Below are 18,694 nucleotides of genomic sequence, written 5' to 3'. Positions count from 1 at the left end.
ATTTCAGTAGATTAGCGCTAATACCATCCCGACTAAAGTTGCACAGATCCCTTGACTTATCCTTGCTACATTCTAAGTCGTAACATTACGTTAACACGGATATTTTACATAAACGGTTTAACAAAAACGGTTTCTACGAAACGGAATAAAGGAGAAGGCAATGGCGTTCGAATCTACGGAACATGCTCAAGCCTATTGGAAGGAAAACTTGGGAATAATGGGAACACTACTCGCAATATGGTTTGTGGTGTCTTATGGCGCTGGCATCTTATTTGTGGATGTCCTAAATACCATTCAATTTGGCGGATTTAAGCTAGGTTTTTGGTTCGCTCAACAAGGTTCAATTTATACCTTCGTGGCGTTGATATTTATTTACGTTGTTCGCATGAATAAGCTGGACAAAAAATACAACGTACAGGAAGACTAGAGGCTAGAACATGGATATTCAAACTTGGACGTTTATTCTCGTCGGTATTACTTTTGCAGTATATATCGGCATCGCAATCTGGGCTCGCGCTGGAACAACGAGTGAATTCTACGTTGCAGGCGGCGGCGTACACCCAGTCGCAAACGGCATGGCAACAGCCGCTGACTGGATGTCGGCAGCATCATTCATCTCAATGGCAGGTATCATCTCATTCGTTGGTTACGACGGTGCGGTTTACCTAATGGGTTGGACAGGTGGTTATGTACTACTTGCGCTATGTTTAGCACCTTACCTACGTAAGTTCGGTCAGTTTACGGTTCCTGATTTCATCGGTGAACGTTACTACTCGAAAACAGCACGTATGGTAGCGGTATTCTGTGCAATCTTCGTATCGTTCACGTACGTTGCAGGCCAGATGCGTGGTGTTGGCGTTGTATTCTCTCGTTTCCTAGAAGTTGATATTAACCTAGGCATCATCATTGGTATGGGTATTGTGTTCTTCTACGCAGTACTGGGTGGCATGAAAGGCATCACTTATACGCAGGTAGCTCAATTCTGTGTCCTCATTTTCGCCTTCCTTGTTCCAGCAATCTTTACCTCAATCATGATGACGGGTAACCCACTTCCACAAGTTGGTATGGGCTCAACGCTATCAGGTACAGATGTATACCTACTTGATAAACTGGATGGACTAACAGAAGAGCTCGGATTTACCGCCTATACCGAAGGTAACAAGAGCATGGTAGATGTCTTCTTCATCTGTGCGGCTCTAATGGTCGGTACTGCCGGTCTTCCACACGTAATCATTCGTTTCTTCACGGTACCAAAAGTACGTGATGCTCGTATCTCAGCAGGTTGGGCACTACTGTTCATCTCATTGCTATACACAACAGCACCAGGCGTTGCAGCCTTCGCTCGTGTAAACATGATCGAAACGATTAACGGCCCAGACATGCAAGGTGTCGCAGCAACAGATGCGCCAAGCTGGTATAAAAACTGGGAAAACACTGGCCTAGTTGGTTGGGAAGATAAGAACGGCGATGGAAAAATGTTCTACTCGGGCGATGAGCGCAACGAGATGAAGATTAACCGTGACATCATCGTACTGGCTTCTCCAGAGCTAGCGAAACTACCAAACTGGGTTGTAGCACTGCTTGCAGCCGGTGGCCTAGCAGCCGCACTATCAACAGCCGCAGGTCTGCTACTGGTTATCTCAACGTCGATTTCACATGACTTGTTGAAGAAAGGCTTCAGACCAAACATGACCGACAAGCAGGAGCTGTTAGCCGCTCGTTTGGCTGCCATGATCGCAATTGTCGGTGCAGGTTACTTGGGTATTAACCCACCAGGCTTTGTAGCACAGGTAGTAGCGTTTGCCTTCGGCTTAGCCGCAGCATCCTTCTTCCCAGCGATTATCCTAGGCATCTTCTACAAGAAGATGAACAAGGAAGGCGCAATTGCAGGTATGTTGTCAGGTATTGCCTTCACAGCAAGCTACATCATCTACTTCAAGTTCATTAACCCAGCAGCAAGCACACCGGAAAACTGGTGGTTTGGTATCAGCCCAGAAGGCATCGGTACGCTAGGTATGTGTCTAAACTTCGTAGTATCAATTGCTGTAAACAAAGTAACGGCTGAAGTACCACAAGATGTACAAGATATGGTTGAGAACATCCGTTACCCGAAAGGTGCAGGTGAAGCTCACGACCATTAAGAAGCTCGCTACTTAGTCACTAGGTAGTAAGCACTTAGAAAAAGAATCAGTACTTACATTGTAGGGATTAGGTACTGATTCTAAGAAAGCCGATACTTCATGTATCGGCTTTTTCTTTTCCTGCTCATTTTATAAAAAAAAGAAACAAAGGGTTGTTTTTAAAATCTCATTTGATAATAATTATCATTAACATCCATTAATGAGATGCAGATGATGAAAGAGCAGCAGGTTCTCTATTCGAGGTTTTACAAAGCACAAGATCGCTTTGCTTCATTAGAACAAGTTCAAGGCCATGAGCCGTTTGTAATTCGAGAGTATATCGAGTGTGCACTCACGCTTTCGGCTTACTATGAAAAGCATGCCGCCCAAGAAAACATCTTGTTGTGCGAGCTGTATCTGCGCCAAGTTTTCTTTCATTTGATTGAAGCGATTGAGTCTCCTGACCGTAGTTTCGCCTTTCGTCATATCTGCCTAGACTCTATTCACTCACCGTTATTTTATTTGAAACGCCACTACTGCCAGCAACCGCAAGGACAAGCGCGTTTTTTGAATCTCAGTCAAACACTACAACAAGTCCAAGCCCCACTTGGCTAACAAGGATAGAAGATGACCCTACAATTTCGGATTGAAAAAGACAGCATGGGCGAAGTTAAAGTCCCTACCGAGGCGCTATACCAAGCACAAACTCAGCGTGCAGCAGATAACTTCGCTTTTAGTTCACACAAGATGCCAACCAGCTTTATTCAAGCATTGGCGCTGATTAAACAGGCAGCAGCCGATACCAATGCTCAATTAGGCTTATTAGAAGGTGATATTGCGAACGCAATTGCCGAAGCCAGCCAAGAGATCATTGAGGGTAAACACCTCGAGCAATTCCCTATTGATGTCTATCAGACGGGCTCTGGCACCAGCTCTAACATGAATGCTAACGAAGTGATTGCGACACTCGCTTCAAGAAGCCTGCAAGGCGACGTGAACCCCAATGATCACGTCAACATGGGTCAAAGCAGTAACGATGTCGTGCCAACAGCAATCCAAGTCAGTGTCGCTTTGATGGCAGAAAATAAGCTGTTGCCTGCACTTACCCACCTTTCTGCGGCACTTACCGTCAAACAACATGAACTTGCTGAGGTAGTCAAAACTGGCCGTACTCATCTAATGGATGCGATGCCGATTACCTTTGCTCAAGAGCTAGGCGGTTGGAAATTTCAGATTGAACATGCCAAGCAAGCGATAGAAAGCAGCTTGCCAGCAATCAAAGCGCTTGCTCAAGGTGGCACAGCGGTTGGTACGGGGATCAATGCCGACCCACGCTTTGCCGATAAGTTTGCAAGTAACCTGTCTCAATCGACAAAGATCAGTTTTACCTCGAGTGAAAACTTCTTTTTTAACCTCAGCAGCCAAGACGCGATCGTTGCGTTTTCTGGTCAGCTTAAAACTGCAGCAGTTGCGATCCTCAAGATCTCAAACGATCTTCGCTGGATGAACTCAGGCCCGCTGGCTGGCTTAGGGGAAATTGAGTTACAAGCGCTGCAACCGGGCTCGTCTATCATGCCAGGAAAGGTCAACCCTGTGATTCCAGAGGCTGCAGCCATGGCAGCAGCGCAAGTGATTGGTAATGACACCACGATCACGATTGCTGGCCAATCGGGTAACTTCCAATTGAATGTGATGCTGCCGGTTATTGCTCATAACGTTCTAGAAAGCATAGAGTTGTTAGCAAACAGCTCAGTCGCACTGGCTGATAAAGCGATTGCTACCTTCACCGTGCGCCAAGACAATCTCGATTTAGCGCTTTCAAAGAACCCAATTCTAGTGACGGCGCTCAACCCTGTGATTGGCTACCTAAAAGCAGCAGATATTGCCAAGAAGGCCTACAAAGAAGGCTTACCGATTCTTGATGTGGCAGAAAGAGAAACCGATCTTAGCCGAGAAGAACTCAGCAAACTGCTCAACCCAACCACACTGACGCAGGGTGGTATTGCAGGTTAGCTAGCTAGTTATTTATCTAGTTAGTTAAAAAGCGAACAGGCATTAACGATCCTTACTGAAACAAAAAAGGCCTCATCCGAGGCCTTTTCTACATCCGTTCATTAATTAGAAATTCGAGCTGATTATTCCTAATTAGCTCACCCGATTTAAGACCGCTCTGAGTTTTAGCGGCTTCACTGGTTTGGCAATAAAGCTGAAGCTGTTGGCCTTTATCGCAGCCAACATATCATCGGTTCTATCGGCGCTGATGATGACACCTTCAAAAGAGTCACCAAGGCGCAAGCGGCACTGCTGCAACACTTCAAGCCCCGTTCTGCCATTATCAAGACGGTAATCCGAGAAAATCACATCAGGCTGCCAATCATCATCGAGACACTGCAAGCTTTCGACTAAGTCGACGGCGGTCTTAACCTCACAGCCCCAACGACCAATCAAGTTCTCCATACCGACCAAGATTTCTCGCTCATTATCGACACACAGTATTTTCAGATGCTCGATGTCGCTGGTCGCCATTGGCGTAGAAGCTTGCACAACCGGAGCCACCTTTTCAGCTCTCGCTAAGGTGATGGAAAATACGCTGCCTTGACCCGGCCATGAACGCATCGATATTTGATGACCAAGCACATGGGCAATGCCTTTGGAGATGGCTAATCCTAGCCCTAACCCCTGATCAGCACGCACTTGGCTACCACGAGTAAATTCTTCGAAGATCTCTTGTTGCTTGTCTTCGTCGATACCGGTTCCGTTATCCCACACATCAATTCGAACCTGACCATTCACTCGTCTTGCACCGAGGACTACTTTACCCTCCGGGTTGTAGCGAAAGGCATTGGTCAAAAAGTTCTGAATCACACGTCTCAATAATTTAGGATCCGAGTGAATAAACAATGACGAAGGGATCATCTGGAATTGGATCTTCTGCTGCGTTGCCAAAGCACTAAATTCAGCATTCAAATTGGTCAGCACATCATGCACAGCAATTGCGTGAATGTTGGTTTCTAATTTTCCTGACTCCAATCGAGAGATATCAAGCAAGTCGCCAATCAGGTCTTCAGCCGCACCCAACGCACTTTCGATATGAGAGGAAAGTTGCTTCTCCTCTTGCTCTTTTGCCACCTCAGAAAGGGAAGAAGCAAATAGACGCGCAGCATTGAGCGGCTGCATCAAATCGTGACTCACGGCAGCAAGAAAACGACTCTTAGACTGCGATTCTTGGTCAGAGACTTGCGTCGCTTTAACTAAGCGTTGGTTGAGCTTTTCGAGCTCTTGAGTTCGCTCATGGACTCTCGATTCCAAGCTTTCATTGGCATCTTTTAGCGCTTGCTCTGCTTGTCTGAAAACCGTGATGTCGGTAAAGCTCATGACGAAGCCACCACTTGGCATTGGGTTACCTTGCACCTCAATCACTCGACCATCAGGACGAATACGAGAAGAGGTGTGCCGAGTGCCTTGTTCAAGGTGATAAACACGGCGTCGAACGTGATCTTCTGGGTCGCCCGGGCCACACAAACCTTGCTCAGCATTATGGCGAATCACATCTGAAATGGGTCGCCCAACCTGAATCAGACCCATAGGGAACTCAAACAGTTCAAGGTAACGCTGATTCCACGCCACCAGCCTCATCTGTTTGTCTATTACTGCAATGCCTTGGCCTATATGTTCAATCGCTCCTTGAAGTAAACCACGACTGAAGTCGTACAATTCCGAAGCTTCATCAACGATGGTTGCTACTTCCTCAAGCTGCATATTTCTTCCCTGTAGAGCGGAAGTAAGTACTAACTTAGCGGAAGATGCACCGAATACCCCAGCGAGCACACGTTCTGCATGTCGAATCAGGCTTGCGGGCGCTTGTTGGTTAGGAAGTAGCGGCTGTCCGTGCTGCTGCCAATAACTCTGCAAAGCACTTTTAGCACGCTTACGCCCCACAAAACGTGACGCCAGCATCTCTAATTCAGCGACCGTCACACGGCTCTGATAGAGGCTGATGTTCTCATTCTCTGGTAATGGTGTGCCAATAAAAGCAGCCGATTGTAAACGCTCACTTAAGCTTGGTCTGGTCACCATCGAAACCACGGCATAGCACAAGGTATTGAGTAAAATACTCAGCACTATGCCCCAATTTGAGCTGCTAACATCCCAACTTCTCAGCAGTTCCGGCGGCGTGATAATCCACAGCAGTAAGTTACTTTCGCTATCGCCTGCCAGCATACTGGTTTGGCTCATCAGGGTGATAAGCCAAATCAACGAGCCCACCATTAAGCCAACATAAACCCCCTTGCGGTTACCCGGACGCCAGTACAAACCACCAATAAGTGCTGGCGCGAATTGAGCAATCGCCGCAAAGGAAAGAAAGCCAATCGCCGACAGGGAGTGAATGGTATCGAGCGCTTGATAGAACAGCCAAGCCCCCAGTAACAGCAGTAAAATCAACCCGCGTCTAATCACCAATAACAGGCCTGAAAAATGTCGATGGGTTCTTTGAGTTAGGCGCATACGGCGCAATAACAGTGGCATCACTAAATCATTTGATACCATGATCGCTAATGCGATGGTTGAGACAATCACCATTCCACTCGCCGCCGAAGTACCTCCGAGGAAAGCCAACAAAGCTATGTGATTAGCACCTTCTGCCATTGGCACACTGATCACGTAAGTATCAGCTGGCATGTCGGTAAGCAGCCCTTGTCCTGCCCAAGCAATTGGCAGCACAAACAGGCCCATTAAAATCAGATAAAGTGGAAACAACCAGCGAGCAGTATGCAAATCTTGAGGACGTTCGTTCTCAACCACCATGGTGTGGAATTGGCGTGGCAGACAGACAATCGCCAACATGGTCAAAACGGTATGAATAATTAAGGTCGGAATATTGGGCGATTCGTAGGTGGAAGCCGCTACATCAAACAAATCAATTTTGTCACTGCTCATCGCCAGGTAGATAATAAACAGGCCAACAATCAGGAATGCTGCAAGCTTAACGATGGATTCAAACGCTACAGCCATCATCATGCCACGGTGATGCTCAGTGTTATCGATGTGCCGAGTACCAAACAGCATGGTAAAAATGGCCAAAGCACCGACCACAAACCAAGACACGTGATAATCCTGATAACCGAAATCAGCCGCTAGGTTTGGCGCAACAATATCTAGCCCCATGGTGATACCACGCAGTTGCAGCGCGATATAAGGAAGAATACCGACCACAGCGATCACGGTCACCGCCACCGCTAAGCCTTGAGATTTTCCATAGCGAGCCGCGATAAAGTCGGCAATTGAAGTGATGTGTTCACGCTTCGCAATCAGGATCAACCGCGCCAAGATCCGCCACCCCAGTGTAAAAACCAGAATGGGGGCGAGATAAATGGGTAAAAAGGACCATGGGTTATTGCTCGCCTGCCCGACCGTTCCATAAAAAGTCCAAGAAGTACAATACACTGCAATCGAAAGGCTATAGATCCATGGACGCCAACGCGATAGCCAACGAACCTGCCGGTCTCCATACCAAGCGATCAGAAATAACACGCCCAAATAGGCTAAAGAGACTGGAATTACTATCCATCCTTGCATTAAAAACCCTTTTTTCATCCATAAAAAAACCTCTCCATAAGGGAGAGGTTTCATTTAACTAAGGATGGGTCATTAACTCAATCTAATCGCTTAAATTTTGTGCTTCAGACTCTAATTATCAGCATTTGCTGTTAGATTCTAATTGTTCCGAACCTGATTGATTCATCTCAACCACTGAACTTCTCTCGTCCAACTTAATGAACAGAGCAAGAGCACCCATCGCGGCCATACCCCAGAAGATGTTTGCCCCCCAAAGCTCATAGCCCCAACCACTTAAGGTCGTCATTAGTGCGATAACAGCACCTAATGGGATCGCGTTATACAGAGCTTGCAGCGCGACCATTTTATTCTGTTCTTCTGATTGAATGTATTGAATGGCTGCAATGTGCGCCATAGCAAACGTCACGCCATGCAGCAGTTGCACCATAACTAAGGCGAAAATCGCCGTTGTTGATGCCGTAATACCCCAACGAGCCATCACACCGATTGCGGCTACCACGAACAGAGTGCGCATTGACCAGCCTGAAAATAAGCGCTTACTGAGAGCAAACACAGCTACCTCGGCAACAACACCTAGGCTCCATAAATAACCAATAATCGCTTCTGAGTGACCGGCTTCTTTCCAGTAAATCGCACTAAAACTGTAGTAAGCCGCATGGCTACCTTGCAGCAACGCCATCAAGGCCAAAAATTTAACCACTGAAGACTCACGTAGCAGCTCACCTAATTTTGGTCGTACCGCTTGTTGCTCCGAGTCTGTCACCGGCATCACATTAGGATTTCTCATCGCCAATAATAATGACATCAGCACACCAGCAAACGCGGTATACAAAATCATGTCTGTGCCAAACTTGGCAACCAAAAAACCCACCACGGTAGAGCCCGCGATAAATGCAATCGATCCCCATAAACGGGTGCGTCCATAATCAAGCATCTTAAGACGACTGTAATGGTTAGCCATTGCGTCAGAAAGAGGGATAACCGGCCCACAGCACAGGTTAAACAGTACTGTTGCCAACAGCATCAATAGAAAGCTGCCTCCAGTGAAAAAGTGGAAGCCAACAAATAACAATGAGGCGAAACTCAACCAGCGCAGAGCTGGCAAAAGATTCTCTACTTTATGAATGCGCGGCGTAATCACAAGGTTAGCAACACAGCGAGTCGCAAAACCAATACCAATCAATACACCAATGTCTCCCGCAGAAACGCCTTGGTCTTCAAACCATAACGCCCAAAACGGCAAATACACGCCATAAGCAAAAAAGAAACCAAGAAAATACTGAGATATCCATCCGTAAGGAGAAGGGCTAAACATAAATAACCTATAAAGTGTGCGGAAAAGGCGGCACTAATTATGCCTATCTCGCATACGATGAAAAAGGGAATTATTACTGAGATAGCATTCCTATATTGAATTGGCCTAGGATATCTAGCCTGCATTTAGACTAAAGTCGTCTGGAGCTTCGCTGGTATTTTGTCAGACTGATTAAAGACTCCCACATCTTGTGATGCTTATGCCTGATAAATTTAATATGCAGCACCCACCCTTCGATAGCCTGTCCGATACGGAGCAATTGAAGCTTCGCTCTTCATTAGACGTGGTGTATTACCGCTCTCAAGAAGTAATACTGGAAGCCGATAGGCCGAGCAGACACCTGCACATCCTGATCAAAGGAGCCGTTGAAGAGCGCGCGAGCAGTGATGGTGAGATTTACGCACATTACGCCAATGACGATATTTTTGATGTGCGCAGCCAGTTTGAACCTCACACCAAACATCAATATATCGCACTTGAAGACACCTTAAGCTACCTACTGCCTACCGATGTTTTTCTCGATCTTTACCACGCCAATGGTCAATTTGCCGCCTACTTTGATAGTAACCTGTCGACACGGAAAGCTCTGATTGAGGCCGCTCAACAGCAACAGAACCTTGCCGAGTTTATATTGACCAAAGTGGACGAGTCGATCTATCACCCACCACTGATTCTTGAGCCGGGGCAACCCATCAACCAAGTCACTCAAATCCTAAAAGAGCAAGGCTTAGACTCGGCTCTGGTGCATTTAGACGACCAAGGCCTAAAAGATTTTGGATCAGGTTCCTTACCGTATGGGATCGTCACGCGAACCAATTTATTGCACGCTGTAATGCTCGAGAACTTCCCACAGGACGCGCCCGTCGGCGAGATTGCAACATTTCCGGTAATGCACGTAAACCAAGGTGATTTCTTATTTAATGCCATGATTACCATGACCAGAAACCGGGTAAAAAGGTTGATGGTTTGTGACGGGCCAAATGCAGTTGGTATGGTGGATATGACGCAGATTTTGAGTGCATTCTCTACTCATTCTCACGTTCTTTCTTTGCGTATTGCGCGAGCCACCAGCATTGAAGAACTGGCATTAGCCTCCAACAAACAACGTCAACTGGTCGAAAGCCTACTCAGTAACGGCATTCGCACGCGCTTCATCATGGAGCTAATTTCAGCCGTAAATGAACAGATCATAGAGAAGGCTTTTGAGTTGGTTATTCCACCAGCATTACAGAATCACTGCTGCCTGATCGTATTGGGGTCTGAAGGTCGCGGAGAGCAAATCCTTAAAACCGACCAAGATAATGCGCTGATAATTCAGGATGGCTTGGAGTGGCACCAATGCCAGAGCGCCATGAACGACCTAACTCATACATTGCAGCAATTGGGCTACCCACTCTGCCCAGGCAACGTGATGGTTAACAACCCGAAATGGGTTCATTCACAACAAGAGTGGAAACAAACGCTCACCCGTTGGGTAAAAAAAGCCACGCCCGATACCGTGATAGATATTGCCATCATGGCGGATGCACATGCCGTTGCGGGTAACAGAGAACTATTAAATCCGGTCAAACAACACCTAAGTGATTTGATGCTAGGACAAGAATTGATTCTGACTGAATTCTGCCGCCCTGCTCTTAACTTTTCGGTACCCCTCACCCTGTTTGGTAATGTTAAACAATCCAAGTCAGGGCTCGATATCAAACAAGGTGGTATTTTCCCTATCGTGCATGGTGTAAGAGCACTTTGTCTTGAGCATGGTGTCACGGTCAACAACACCTTCGAACGCATTGAGCAGTTAGTCAGTAAGAAAGTGCTTGAACAGAGCACCGCCGATAACCTCAGCGAAGCTCTCAAGCAATTCTTTAAGTGGCGCTTAGCCCAAAGGCTTTCTCAGCAGCACAGTAGCAACAAAATCAACGTCAAACTGATGGAGCGAGCAGACCGAGACCTGCTTCGTCATAGCCTGCATGTGGTCAAGAAATTCAAGCAATGGCTTGGCTACCATTATCAGATCAGGGATTAGACGACTGAGCGATGAATAGATTGGTTCGTTATTACTGGCATCACAAACTCAAAGGCTCTCCTTATCAGCCTCTGTTTGCAGCGCCTGTTGATCACGAATACGTATCTCTTGATTGTGAAACCACCAGCCTCGACCCTAATCAGGCTGAATTAGTCACTATTGCCGCGACAAAGATCATCGGTAACCGAATCATCACCAGCCAACCTTTTGAAGTTCGACTCAGAGCACCTCAATCGCTCGATTGCAATTCCATCAAAATCCACCGCATTCGCCACCAAGATCTAAAGTACGGTATAGAAGAGAAACAAGCCCTAATTGAGCTACTGAACTTCATCGGAAATCGTCCTTTAGTCGGCTATCACATCCGCTATGATAAAAAAATCCTCGACCGCGCCTGTTTAAAACAGCTTGGATTTCCACTGCCTAACCGATTAGTCGAAGTGAGCCAGCTCTACCAAGAAAAACTCGAAAGGCAGCTGCCCAATGCCTACTTCGATCTCAGTATGGACGCCATCTGTCGCCAGCTCGATTTACCCATTCCCATCAATAAACATGATGCATTACAAGATGCTATCTCCGCGGCGCTGATCTTTGTACGCCTAAAACATGGCGACCTACCCCGCTTCAACTCTTCTTACTCTTAATTCAACTACTGGTGCTTCACATAGAGAGCAACATCTCAAAAATGAACTTAACTCGCTATTTTGTAAGTGAAAAGCAACGTCTCATCCTAAAGTCTAATTGTGGAAATCGCCGTCCTAGCCGAGAGTGATAACACAAAGATGGTCCTGTAATAGACCTAGAAACTGAACACAAAGGAAGTTGCCAGTTCATTAGGAATGTAGGCACAAGGAGAGATGCAATGAGTGAAGCCCACGTTTATCCGGTAAAAGAAAATATTAAATCAACCACACACGCGGATAATGACACTTACCTAGCCATGTACCAGCAATCTGTTTCTGACCCTGAAGGCTTTTGGGGTGAACACGGAAAAATCGTTGATTGGATCAAGCCTTTCACACAAGTAAAAAATACTTCTTTCGACCCTGGCCACATTGATATTCGCTGGTTTGAAGATGGTACGCTTAACGTATCGGCTAACTGTATCGACCGTCACCTCGCTGAACGCGGTGATGAAGTCGCTATCATCTGGGAAGGCGATGACCCGGCGGATGACAAAACGCTAACTTTTAATGAACTGCACAAAGAAGTGTGCCTGTTTTCGAATGCTCTAAAAGAGCAAGGCGTGCGCAAAGGCGATGTGGTTTGTTTATACATGCCAATGGTTCCAGAAGCTGCAGTTGCGATGCTGGCATGTACCCGTATCGGTGCGGTTCACACAGTGGTATTCGGTGGTTTCTCACCTGAAGCACTGTCTGGTCGTATTATCGATTCAAATTCTAAAGTCGTGATCACTGCCGATGAAGGTGTGCGTGGCGGCCGTGCGGTTCCACTGAAGAAAAACGTCGATGAAGCACTGACTAACCCTGAAGTGAAGAACATCGAGAAGGTGGTCGTATTCAAACGCACTGGCGGCGATGTTGCTTGGCACGAACACCGTGATGTATGGTGGCACGATGCTATCGCAAACGTATCAGCGGATTGCCCACCTGAAGAGATGAATGCGGAAGATCCACTCTTCATCCTTTATACGTCAGGCTCAACAGGCAAACCTAAGGGTGTAATGCACACCACAGGTGGTTACCTTGTTTATGCAGCCATGACCTTCAAATACGTATTCGATTACCAAGAAGGCGAAACCTTCTGGTGTACTGCGGATGTGGGTTGGATTACCGGTCACACTTACCTTGTTTACGGACCGCTTGCCAATGGTGCGAAAACCATCCTGTTTGAAGGCGTGCCGAATTACCCGAACACAAGCCGCATGAGTGAAGTGGTTGATAAACATCAAGTTAATATTCTTTATACGGCTCCAACCGCGATTCGCGCCCTAATGGCAAAAGGCAATGAAGCGGTTGAAGGGACTTCTCGTGACAGCCTAAGAGTCATGGGCTCGGTAGGTGAACCTATCAACCCTGAAGCGTGGGAGTGGTACTACAAAACAATCGGTAATGAGCAGTCTCCAATTGTCGATACGTGGTGGCAAACAGAAACGGGCGGCATCTTGATTGCACCGCTACCAGGCGCAACAGACCTAAAACCAGGGTCAGCGACGCGTCCATTCTTCGGTGTTCAACCGGCGCTGGTTGATAACATGGGTAACATCATTGAGGGCGCAACAGATGGCAACCTAGTGATTCTTGACTCTTGGCCAGGCCAGATGCGTACCGTTCATGGCGATCATGACCGCTTCGAACAGACTTACTTTTCTACCTTTAAAGGCATGTACTTCACCAGTGATGGCGCTCGTCGCGATGAAGACGGTTACTACTGGATTACTGGCCGTGTTGATGACGTTCTGAACGTATCAGGTCACCGTATGGGTACCGCTGAGATTGAATCGGCTCTAGTCGCATTCGATAAGATTGCAGAGGCTGCGATTGTAGGTATCCCTCATGATATTAAAGGCCAAGCAATTTACGCTTACATCACGTTGAATGATGGTGAATTCCCGACCGCAGAGCTTCATAAAGAAGTGAAAGACTGGGTACGCAAAGAGATAGGCCCAATCGCAACGCCAGATGTACTGCACTGGACCGACTCATTACCAAAAACACGTTCGGGTAAAATCATGCGTCGTATACTGCGTAAGATTGCCACTGGCGATACTGGCAACCTAGGCGATACATCGACACTAGCCGACCCAAGTGTGGTTGATAAACTAATAGCAGAGAAAGCGGAACTGGCATAAGCAACCCGTCACATTACGTAATTACTATTTAAAACAGCTTCTTTCTAAACCGTCACCTATGTGGCGGTTTTTTTATGGCTGATCTTGATCTCAAATATCCTCTACAAAATTAAGGCTAAGGCGCTTTTTTGTTAAGTTGGTAACAATCTCACACTCTCTCAATAGGAGATTAGACCAGTAAATTGCTGCGATTTGCGCTGAATTAGCTATAATCTGGTTCTAATTTTTAAATTTGGGTTTTTCTTACTGGAAATTATCCCCAAATTTTCAATAAAATGGCAACATTCACGTTCGTAAACACGATAAAGGAAGATAGCCCCACAATGTCTACAAAGTTTCGCATTCTAGTTTTAAATGGACCAAACCTTAATCTGTTAGGCCTTAGAGAGCCTGCACACTACGGTTCTCAAACACTTGACCAGATTATTAGCTCATTGACCGAGCAAGCGAAAACACACGATGTTGAGCTATCTCACTTACAGTCAAATCGTGAGTATGAGCTGATTGAAGCTATCCATAGTGCTTATCAAAATGTTGATTTCATTATTATCAACCCAGCGGCCTTTACACATACCAGTGTGGCGCTGCGTGATGCACTACTTGGTGTTGCTATCCCATTTATTGAGGTTCACCTATCGAATGTTCACGCACGTGAACCATTCCGTCACCACTCTTACCTGTCTGATAAAGCAGAAGGTGTGATTTGTGGCTTAGGTGCACAAGGTTATCAATTTGCTTTGACAGCGGCGCTCAACAAGCTCAACGCAAAGTAAATAAAACAACGAACTATTACTAACCTACTCAGTCAAAGAGTAAGTTCAATCAACAGATAAAGAGAAAGAAACAATGGATATTCGCAAAATCAAGAAGCTAATCGAATTGGTTGAAGAGTCTGGCATTTCTGAGCTAGAGATCTCTGAAGGTGAAGAGTCAGTACGAATCAGTCGTAACAGCCCTGTATCTGCAGCACCTATTCAATATGCAGCAGCTCCAGCTCCTGTAGCGGCAGCAGCACCTGCGGCGGCACCTGTAGCTGCAGAAGCGGCAGCTCCTGCGGTTCCTGCTGGTCACCAAGTTCTTTCTCCAATGGTTGGTACTTTCTACGGCGCTCCAAGCCCAGATGCAAAACCGTTCGTTAAAGTTGGTCAATCTGTAACTGCTGGCGAAACACTATGTATCGTAGAAGCAATGAAAATGATGAACCAAATCGAAGCTGACAAATCTGGTGTTGTAACGGCTATCCTAGTTGAAGACGGTCAACCAGTAGAATTCGACCAAGCTCTAGTAATTATCGAATAATAGAGAGCACTCATTATGTTAGATAAATTAGTAATCGCGAACCGTGGTGAAATTGCACTGCGTATTCTGCGAGCATGTAAAGAGCTTGGCATCAAAACGGTAGCTGTTCACTCAACCGCTGACCGCGATCTTAAGCACGTACTACTTGCTGACGAAACAATTTGTATCGGTCCAGCTCGTGGTATCGATAGCTACCTGAACATCCCTCGTATCATCAGCGCAGCTGAAGTAACGGGTGCAGTTGCTATCCACCCAGGCTACGGCTTCCTATCTGAAAATGCAGATTTTGCAGAACAGGTAGAGCGCAGTGGTTTTATCTTCGTTGGCCCTAAAGCTGAAACCATTCGCATGATGGGTGACAAAGTGTCAGCTATCACGTCAATGAAAAAAGCTGGCGTACCTTGTGTACCAGGTTCTGACGGCCCTCTTGATGATGATGAAGTAAAAAACAAAGCGCACGCTAAGCGCATTGGCTTTCCTGTAATCATCAAGGCATCTGGCGGCGGCGGCGGTCGTGGTATGCGTGTTGTTCGTACTGAAAAAGAACTAACAGAAGCTATCGCAATGACGCGTGCTGAAGCAAAAGCATGTTTCAATAACGACATGGTTTACATGGAAAAATTCCTAGAAAACCCTCGTCACATTGAAGTACAAGTGCTTGCAGATGGCCAAGGCAATGCTATCCACCTAGGTGAGCGTGACTGTTCAATGCAGCGTCGTCACCAGAAAGTTGTGGAAGAAGCGCCAGCACCAGGTATCACTGAGGAAATGCGTAAATACATCGGTGACCGTTGTACTCGTGCATGTCTTGAGATTGGTTACCGCGGCGCAGGTACATTTGAATTCCTATACGAGAACGGTGAGTTCTACTTCATCGAAATGAACACTCGTATCCAGGTTGAGCACACGATTACTGAAATGGTAACGGGTATCGACCTAGTGAAAGAGCAACTTCGCATTGCTGCTGGTCAGCCTCTATCATTCACACAGGATGATATTAAACTGCGCGGCCACTCAATCGAATGTCGTATCAACGCCGAAGATCCGGTTCGCTTCCTACCTTCTCCAGGTAAGATTACGCGCTTCCACGCACCAGGCGGCATGGGTGTTCGTTGGGAATCTCATATCTACACTGGCTACACAGTGCCACCGCATTACGATTCAATGATCGGCAAGCTGATCACTTACGGTGAGAACCGTGACGTAGCGATTGCACGTATGAAGAACGCACTAGCAGAAATGATTGTTGAAGGTATCAACGTCAATACTGAGCTGCAATTAGCGATTATGAACGACGAAAACTTCCAACACGGTGGTGCAAACATCCACTACCTTGAGAAGAAGCTTGGTTTGCAATAGAAGCTAGTCTTCCGTAATACGTTCTCTGTAGAACAGTAATAAATGCTCACTTCGGTGGGCATTTTTGTTTTTAAACACTCGTAAAAAATCAATCGCTAATCCCTCTTATAATCCGCGGTGTTTTGGTGAATTTGCTCATATTTTCTGCTAGACTCCCCATCCAATTTTTCTCATATAGAAGATGCAGCCATGCCTTGGATTCAAATCAAGCTTAATGCGACCAATGAAAATGCCGAACAAATCGGCGACATGTTAATGGAAGAGACTGGTGCTCTTTCTATAACTTTCCTGGATGCACAAGATACCCCTGTATTTGAGCCTCTGCCGGGCGAAACTCGCCTTTGGGGTGATACTGACATTCTCGCGCTTTACGACGCTGAGACTGACACTGGTGTCGTTCTAGCACAGATTAAAGCAAGCAACATGTTCCCTGCAGACTTTGCTCACAAAGTAGAGCAAATTGAAGACAAGGATTGGGAACGTGAATGGATGGACAACTTCCACCCAATGAAGTTTGGTGAGCGTTTATGGATTTGCCCTAGCTGGCGCGATATCCCTGAACCTGACGCTGTAAACGTCATGCTAGACCCTGGTCTTGCATTTGGTACGGGTACTCACCCAACAACAGCATTGTGTCTTGAGTGGCTGGAAGGCTTAGACCTTGCAGGCAAAACCGTGATCGACTTCGGTTGTGGCTCCGGCATCCTAGCGATCGCTGCGATCAAACTAGGCGCGGCAAAAGTTATCGGGATCGACATTGATCCTCAAGCTTTGCTTGCATCAAAAGACAACGCACAACGCAATGGCGTTGCTGAGCAACTAGAGGTGTTCTTGCCACAAGATCAACCAGAAGGTTTGCTTGCTGACGTTGTTGTTGCCAACATTCTTGCCGGTCCATTACGCGACCTTTCTGGCATCATTAAAGGCCTAGTGAAGCCAAATGGTGTACTTGCAATGTCGGGTGTTTTAGATACACAAGCGGAAGATGTTGCGACTTATTATCGTGATGAGCTTCACATTGATCCGATCATTGAACAACAAGAATGGTGTCGAATCTCTGGTCGCAAGCAAGGCTAGGTAAGACTTTGGGCGCTAATTGACTGAAATTTAAACAAATTACAAAAACAAATTGTAAATGCTCAAATATTAGTCTTTTCACGCAGCGAAAAAATGCGTAAAATGCGCGCCCTTGCTGGTACAGAACTGTGATGACATTTTTGAAAATCGGAAATTATCAACTTAAGAACAATCTAATCGTCGCTCCTATGGCTGGCGTAACGGATAGACCATTCCGTGAGTTGTGTCTTCGTTACGGTGCGGGGATGGCAGTCAGTGAAATGATGTCCTCCAATCCGAAAGTTTGGAAAACGTCAAAATCTCAGCAGCGTATGGTACATGAAGGCGAATCGGGCATTCGTTCAGTACAAATCGCTGGTGCAGATCCACAGCTTATGGCCGAGGCTGCTCAATTCAATGTTGCTAACGGTGCGCAAATCATCGATATCAATATGGGTTGCCCAGCCAAAAAAGTGAATAAGAAGCTTGCGGGCTCAGCCCTACTTCAGCATCCAGAACTCATTGAAGATATTCTGAAGGCTGTGGTAAATGCTGTCGACGTTCCAGTAACGTTGAAAACGCGCACAGGCTGGGATACAGACAATAGAAACTGTGTCCAAATCGCGAAAATAGCCGAAGACTGCGGCATACAAGCTCTTGCCCTTCACGGGAGAACTCGCGCTTGTATGTACAAAGGTGAGGCAGAATACAAACACATTAAAGCAGCGAAACAAGCAGTATCTATTCCGGTTATCGCTAACGGTGATATCGATAGTCCGGAAAAAGCGAAGTTTGTGCTGGAGTACACCGGCGCTGATGCTTTAATGATAGGTCGACCTGCCCAAGGACGTCCTTGGATTTTTAACGAAATCCTACACTATTTGGAAAACGGCACCACGATGGACCCACTCCCGATTTCGGAAGTGAAAGATATCATGCTTGGTCATGTGCTCGCTCTACATGAATTTTATGGAGAGTTTTTAGGCCCTCGCATCGCTCGTAAGCATGTGGGTTGGTATCTAAAAGAGCATGAACAAGCGAGTGAGTTTCGCCGTACCTTCAACGCATTCGAAGCAGGTGATCTGCAGCTTGAAGCGCTAGAAGGTTTTTTTGATAACGTTGCACCATAATTA

The 18,694-nt window shown here is 46.5% G+C and carries 14 protein-coding genes; 12 read left to right on the top strand and 2 right to left on the bottom strand.

Annotated elements, in window-relative coordinates; genetic code table 11:
• Window positions 1-160 precede the first annotated feature (160 nt).
• From K08M4_RS00975 to K08M4_RS00960, 4 genes are all read left to right on the top strand, one after another.
• The gene (locus K08M4_RS00975; RefSeq protein WP_004729726.1) at window positions 161-427 is read left to right on the top strand and encodes a DUF4212 domain-containing protein; all 267 of its coding nucleotides are present in this window, start codon (window positions 161-163) and stop codon (window positions 425-427) included.
• Between the two features lie 10 nt (window positions 428-437).
• Entirely contained in the window at window positions 438-2,141 is a 1,704-nt protein-coding gene (locus K08M4_RS00970) for a sodium:solute symporter family protein (protein ID WP_086048585.1), read from the top strand.
• Window positions 2,142-2,351: 210 nt separating this feature from the next.
• Window positions 2,352-2,735 (top strand): hypothetical protein, encoded by a 384-nt coding sequence (locus K08M4_RS00965; protein ID WP_086048584.1) that lies wholly within the window; start codon window positions 2,352-2,354, stop codon window positions 2,733-2,735.
• A 12-nt stretch (window positions 2,736-2,747) separates the two neighbouring features.
• Window positions 2,748-4,133 carry a class II fumarate hydratase gene (locus K08M4_RS00960; protein ID WP_086048583.1) on the top strand — a complete coding sequence of 462 codons (1,386 nt, stop codon included), beginning with the start codon at window positions 2,748-2,750 and terminating at the stop codon, window positions 4,131-4,133.
• Window positions 4,134-4,265: 132 nt separating this feature from the next.
• On the opposite strand, the gene K08M4_RS00955 is transcribed toward K08M4_RS00960, so the two are convergent.
• Together K08M4_RS00955 and K08M4_RS00950 are read right to left on the bottom strand one after the other, a co-directional pair.
• Entirely contained in the window at window positions 4,266-7,697 is a 3,432-nt protein-coding gene (locus tag K08M4_RS00955; protein ID WP_086050370.1) for a hybrid sensor histidine kinase/response regulator, read from the bottom strand.
• Window positions 7,698-7,815: 118 nt separating this feature from the next.
• Entirely contained in the window at window positions 7,816-9,012 is a 1,197-nt protein-coding gene (locus K08M4_RS00950; protein ID WP_086048582.1) for a 3-phenylpropionate MFS transporter, read from the bottom strand.
• Between the two features lie 193 nt (window positions 9,013-9,205).
• On the opposite strand from K08M4_RS00950, the gene K08M4_RS00945 reads away from it, so the two are divergent.
• The 8 genes from K08M4_RS00945 to dusB all read left to right on the top strand — a co-directional run bounded on the left by K08M4_RS00945 (window position 9,206) and on the right by dusB (window position 18,691).
• Entirely contained in the window at window positions 9,206-11,035 is a 1,830-nt protein-coding gene (locus K08M4_RS00945) for a DUF294 nucleotidyltransferase-like domain-containing protein (protein ID WP_086048581.1), read from the top strand.
• Window positions 11,036-11,046: 11 nt separating this feature from the next.
• A complete protein-coding gene (locus tag K08M4_RS00940) occupies window positions 11,047-11,679 on the top strand; it encodes a 3'-5' exonuclease (RefSeq protein WP_086048580.1) in 633 nt (210 codons plus the stop codon).
• A gap of 218 nt (window positions 11,680-11,897) precedes the next feature.
• A complete protein-coding gene (gene acs / locus K08M4_RS00935; RefSeq protein WP_017108601.1) occupies window positions 11,898-13,847 on the top strand; it encodes an acetate--CoA ligase in 1,950 nt (649 codons plus the stop codon).
• A gap of 323 nt (window positions 13,848-14,170) precedes the next feature.
• Entirely contained in the window at window positions 14,171-14,620 is a 450-nt protein-coding gene (gene aroQ / locus K08M4_RS00930) for a type II 3-dehydroquinate dehydratase (RefSeq protein ID WP_009844692.1), read from the top strand.
• A gap of 73 nt (window positions 14,621-14,693) precedes the next feature.
• Complete coding sequence (gene accB / locus K08M4_RS00925) at window positions 14,694-15,146, top strand: acetyl-CoA carboxylase biotin carboxyl carrier protein (protein WP_004729736.1); 453 nt, start codon at window positions 14,694-14,696, stop codon at window positions 15,144-15,146.
• Between the two features lie 15 nt (window positions 15,147-15,161).
• Window positions 15,162-16,505 carry an acetyl-CoA carboxylase biotin carboxylase subunit gene (gene accC, locus K08M4_RS00920; protein WP_017083824.1) on the top strand — a complete coding sequence of 448 codons (1,344 nt, stop codon included), beginning with the start codon at window positions 15,162-15,164 and terminating at the stop codon, window positions 16,503-16,505.
• A 189-nt stretch (window positions 16,506-16,694) separates the two neighbouring features.
• Window positions 16,695-17,582: a 50S ribosomal protein L11 methyltransferase gene (prmA, locus tag K08M4_RS00915; RefSeq protein ID WP_086048579.1), complete on the top strand. Its 888-nt coding sequence runs from the start codon at window positions 16,695-16,697 to the stop codon at window positions 17,580-17,582.
• 140 nt (window positions 17,583-17,722) lie between these two features.
• A complete protein-coding gene (gene dusB / locus K08M4_RS00910; protein WP_009844689.1) occupies window positions 17,723-18,691 on the top strand; it encodes a tRNA dihydrouridine synthase DusB in 969 nt (322 codons plus the stop codon).
• Window positions 18,692-18,694: the final 3 nt, after the last annotated feature.

Source organism: Vibrio syngnathi (genome assembly GCF_002119525.1).
In the GTDB taxonomy this organism is placed as follows: Bacteria; Pseudomonadota; Gammaproteobacteria; order Enterobacterales; family Vibrionaceae; genus Vibrio; species Vibrio syngnathi.
Note: the sequence above shows the minus strand (reverse complement) of the source record. Positions and strands in the feature narration are given on the sequence as shown.

Excerpts from the sequence above, each read along its gene's own strand:
- K08M4_RS00975 (WP_004729726.1), top strand. The coding sequence starts at position 161 with ATGGCGTTCGAATCTACGGAACATGCTCAAGCCTATTGGAAGGAAAAC.
- K08M4_RS00970 (WP_086048585.1), top strand. The coding sequence starts at position 438 with ATGGATATTCAAACTTGGACGTTTATTCTCGTCGGTATTACTTTTGCA.
- K08M4_RS00965 (WP_086048584.1), top strand. The coding sequence starts at position 2,352 with ATGATGAAAGAGCAGCAGGTTCTCTATTCGAGGTTTTACAAAGCACAA.
- K08M4_RS00960 (WP_086048583.1), top strand. The coding sequence starts at position 2,748 with ATGACCCTACAATTTCGGATTGAAAAAGACAGCATGGGCGAAGTTAAA.
- K08M4_RS00955 (WP_086050370.1), bottom strand. The coding sequence starts at position 7,697 with ATGCAAGGATGGATAGTAATTCCAGTCTCTTTAGCCTATTTGGGCGTG.
- K08M4_RS00950 (WP_086048582.1), bottom strand. The coding sequence starts at position 9,012 with ATGTTTAGCCCTTCTCCTTACGGATGGATATCTCAGTATTTTCTTGGT.
- K08M4_RS00945 (WP_086048581.1), top strand. The coding sequence starts at position 9,206 with ATGCTTATGCCTGATAAATTTAATATGCAGCACCCACCCTTCGATAGC.
- K08M4_RS00940 (WP_086048580.1), top strand. The coding sequence starts at position 11,047 with ATGAATAGATTGGTTCGTTATTACTGGCATCACAAACTCAAAGGCTCT.
- acs (WP_017108601.1), top strand. The coding sequence starts at position 11,898 with ATGAGTGAAGCCCACGTTTATCCGGTAAAAGAAAATATTAAATCAACC.
- aroQ (WP_009844692.1), top strand. The coding sequence starts at position 14,171 with ATGTCTACAAAGTTTCGCATTCTAGTTTTAAATGGACCAAACCTTAAT.
- accB (WP_004729736.1), top strand. The coding sequence starts at position 14,694 with ATGGATATTCGCAAAATCAAGAAGCTAATCGAATTGGTTGAAGAGTCT.
- accC (WP_017083824.1), top strand. The coding sequence starts at position 15,162 with ATGTTAGATAAATTAGTAATCGCGAACCGTGGTGAAATTGCACTGCGT.
- prmA (WP_086048579.1), top strand. The coding sequence starts at position 16,695 with ATGCCTTGGATTCAAATCAAGCTTAATGCGACCAATGAAAATGCCGAA.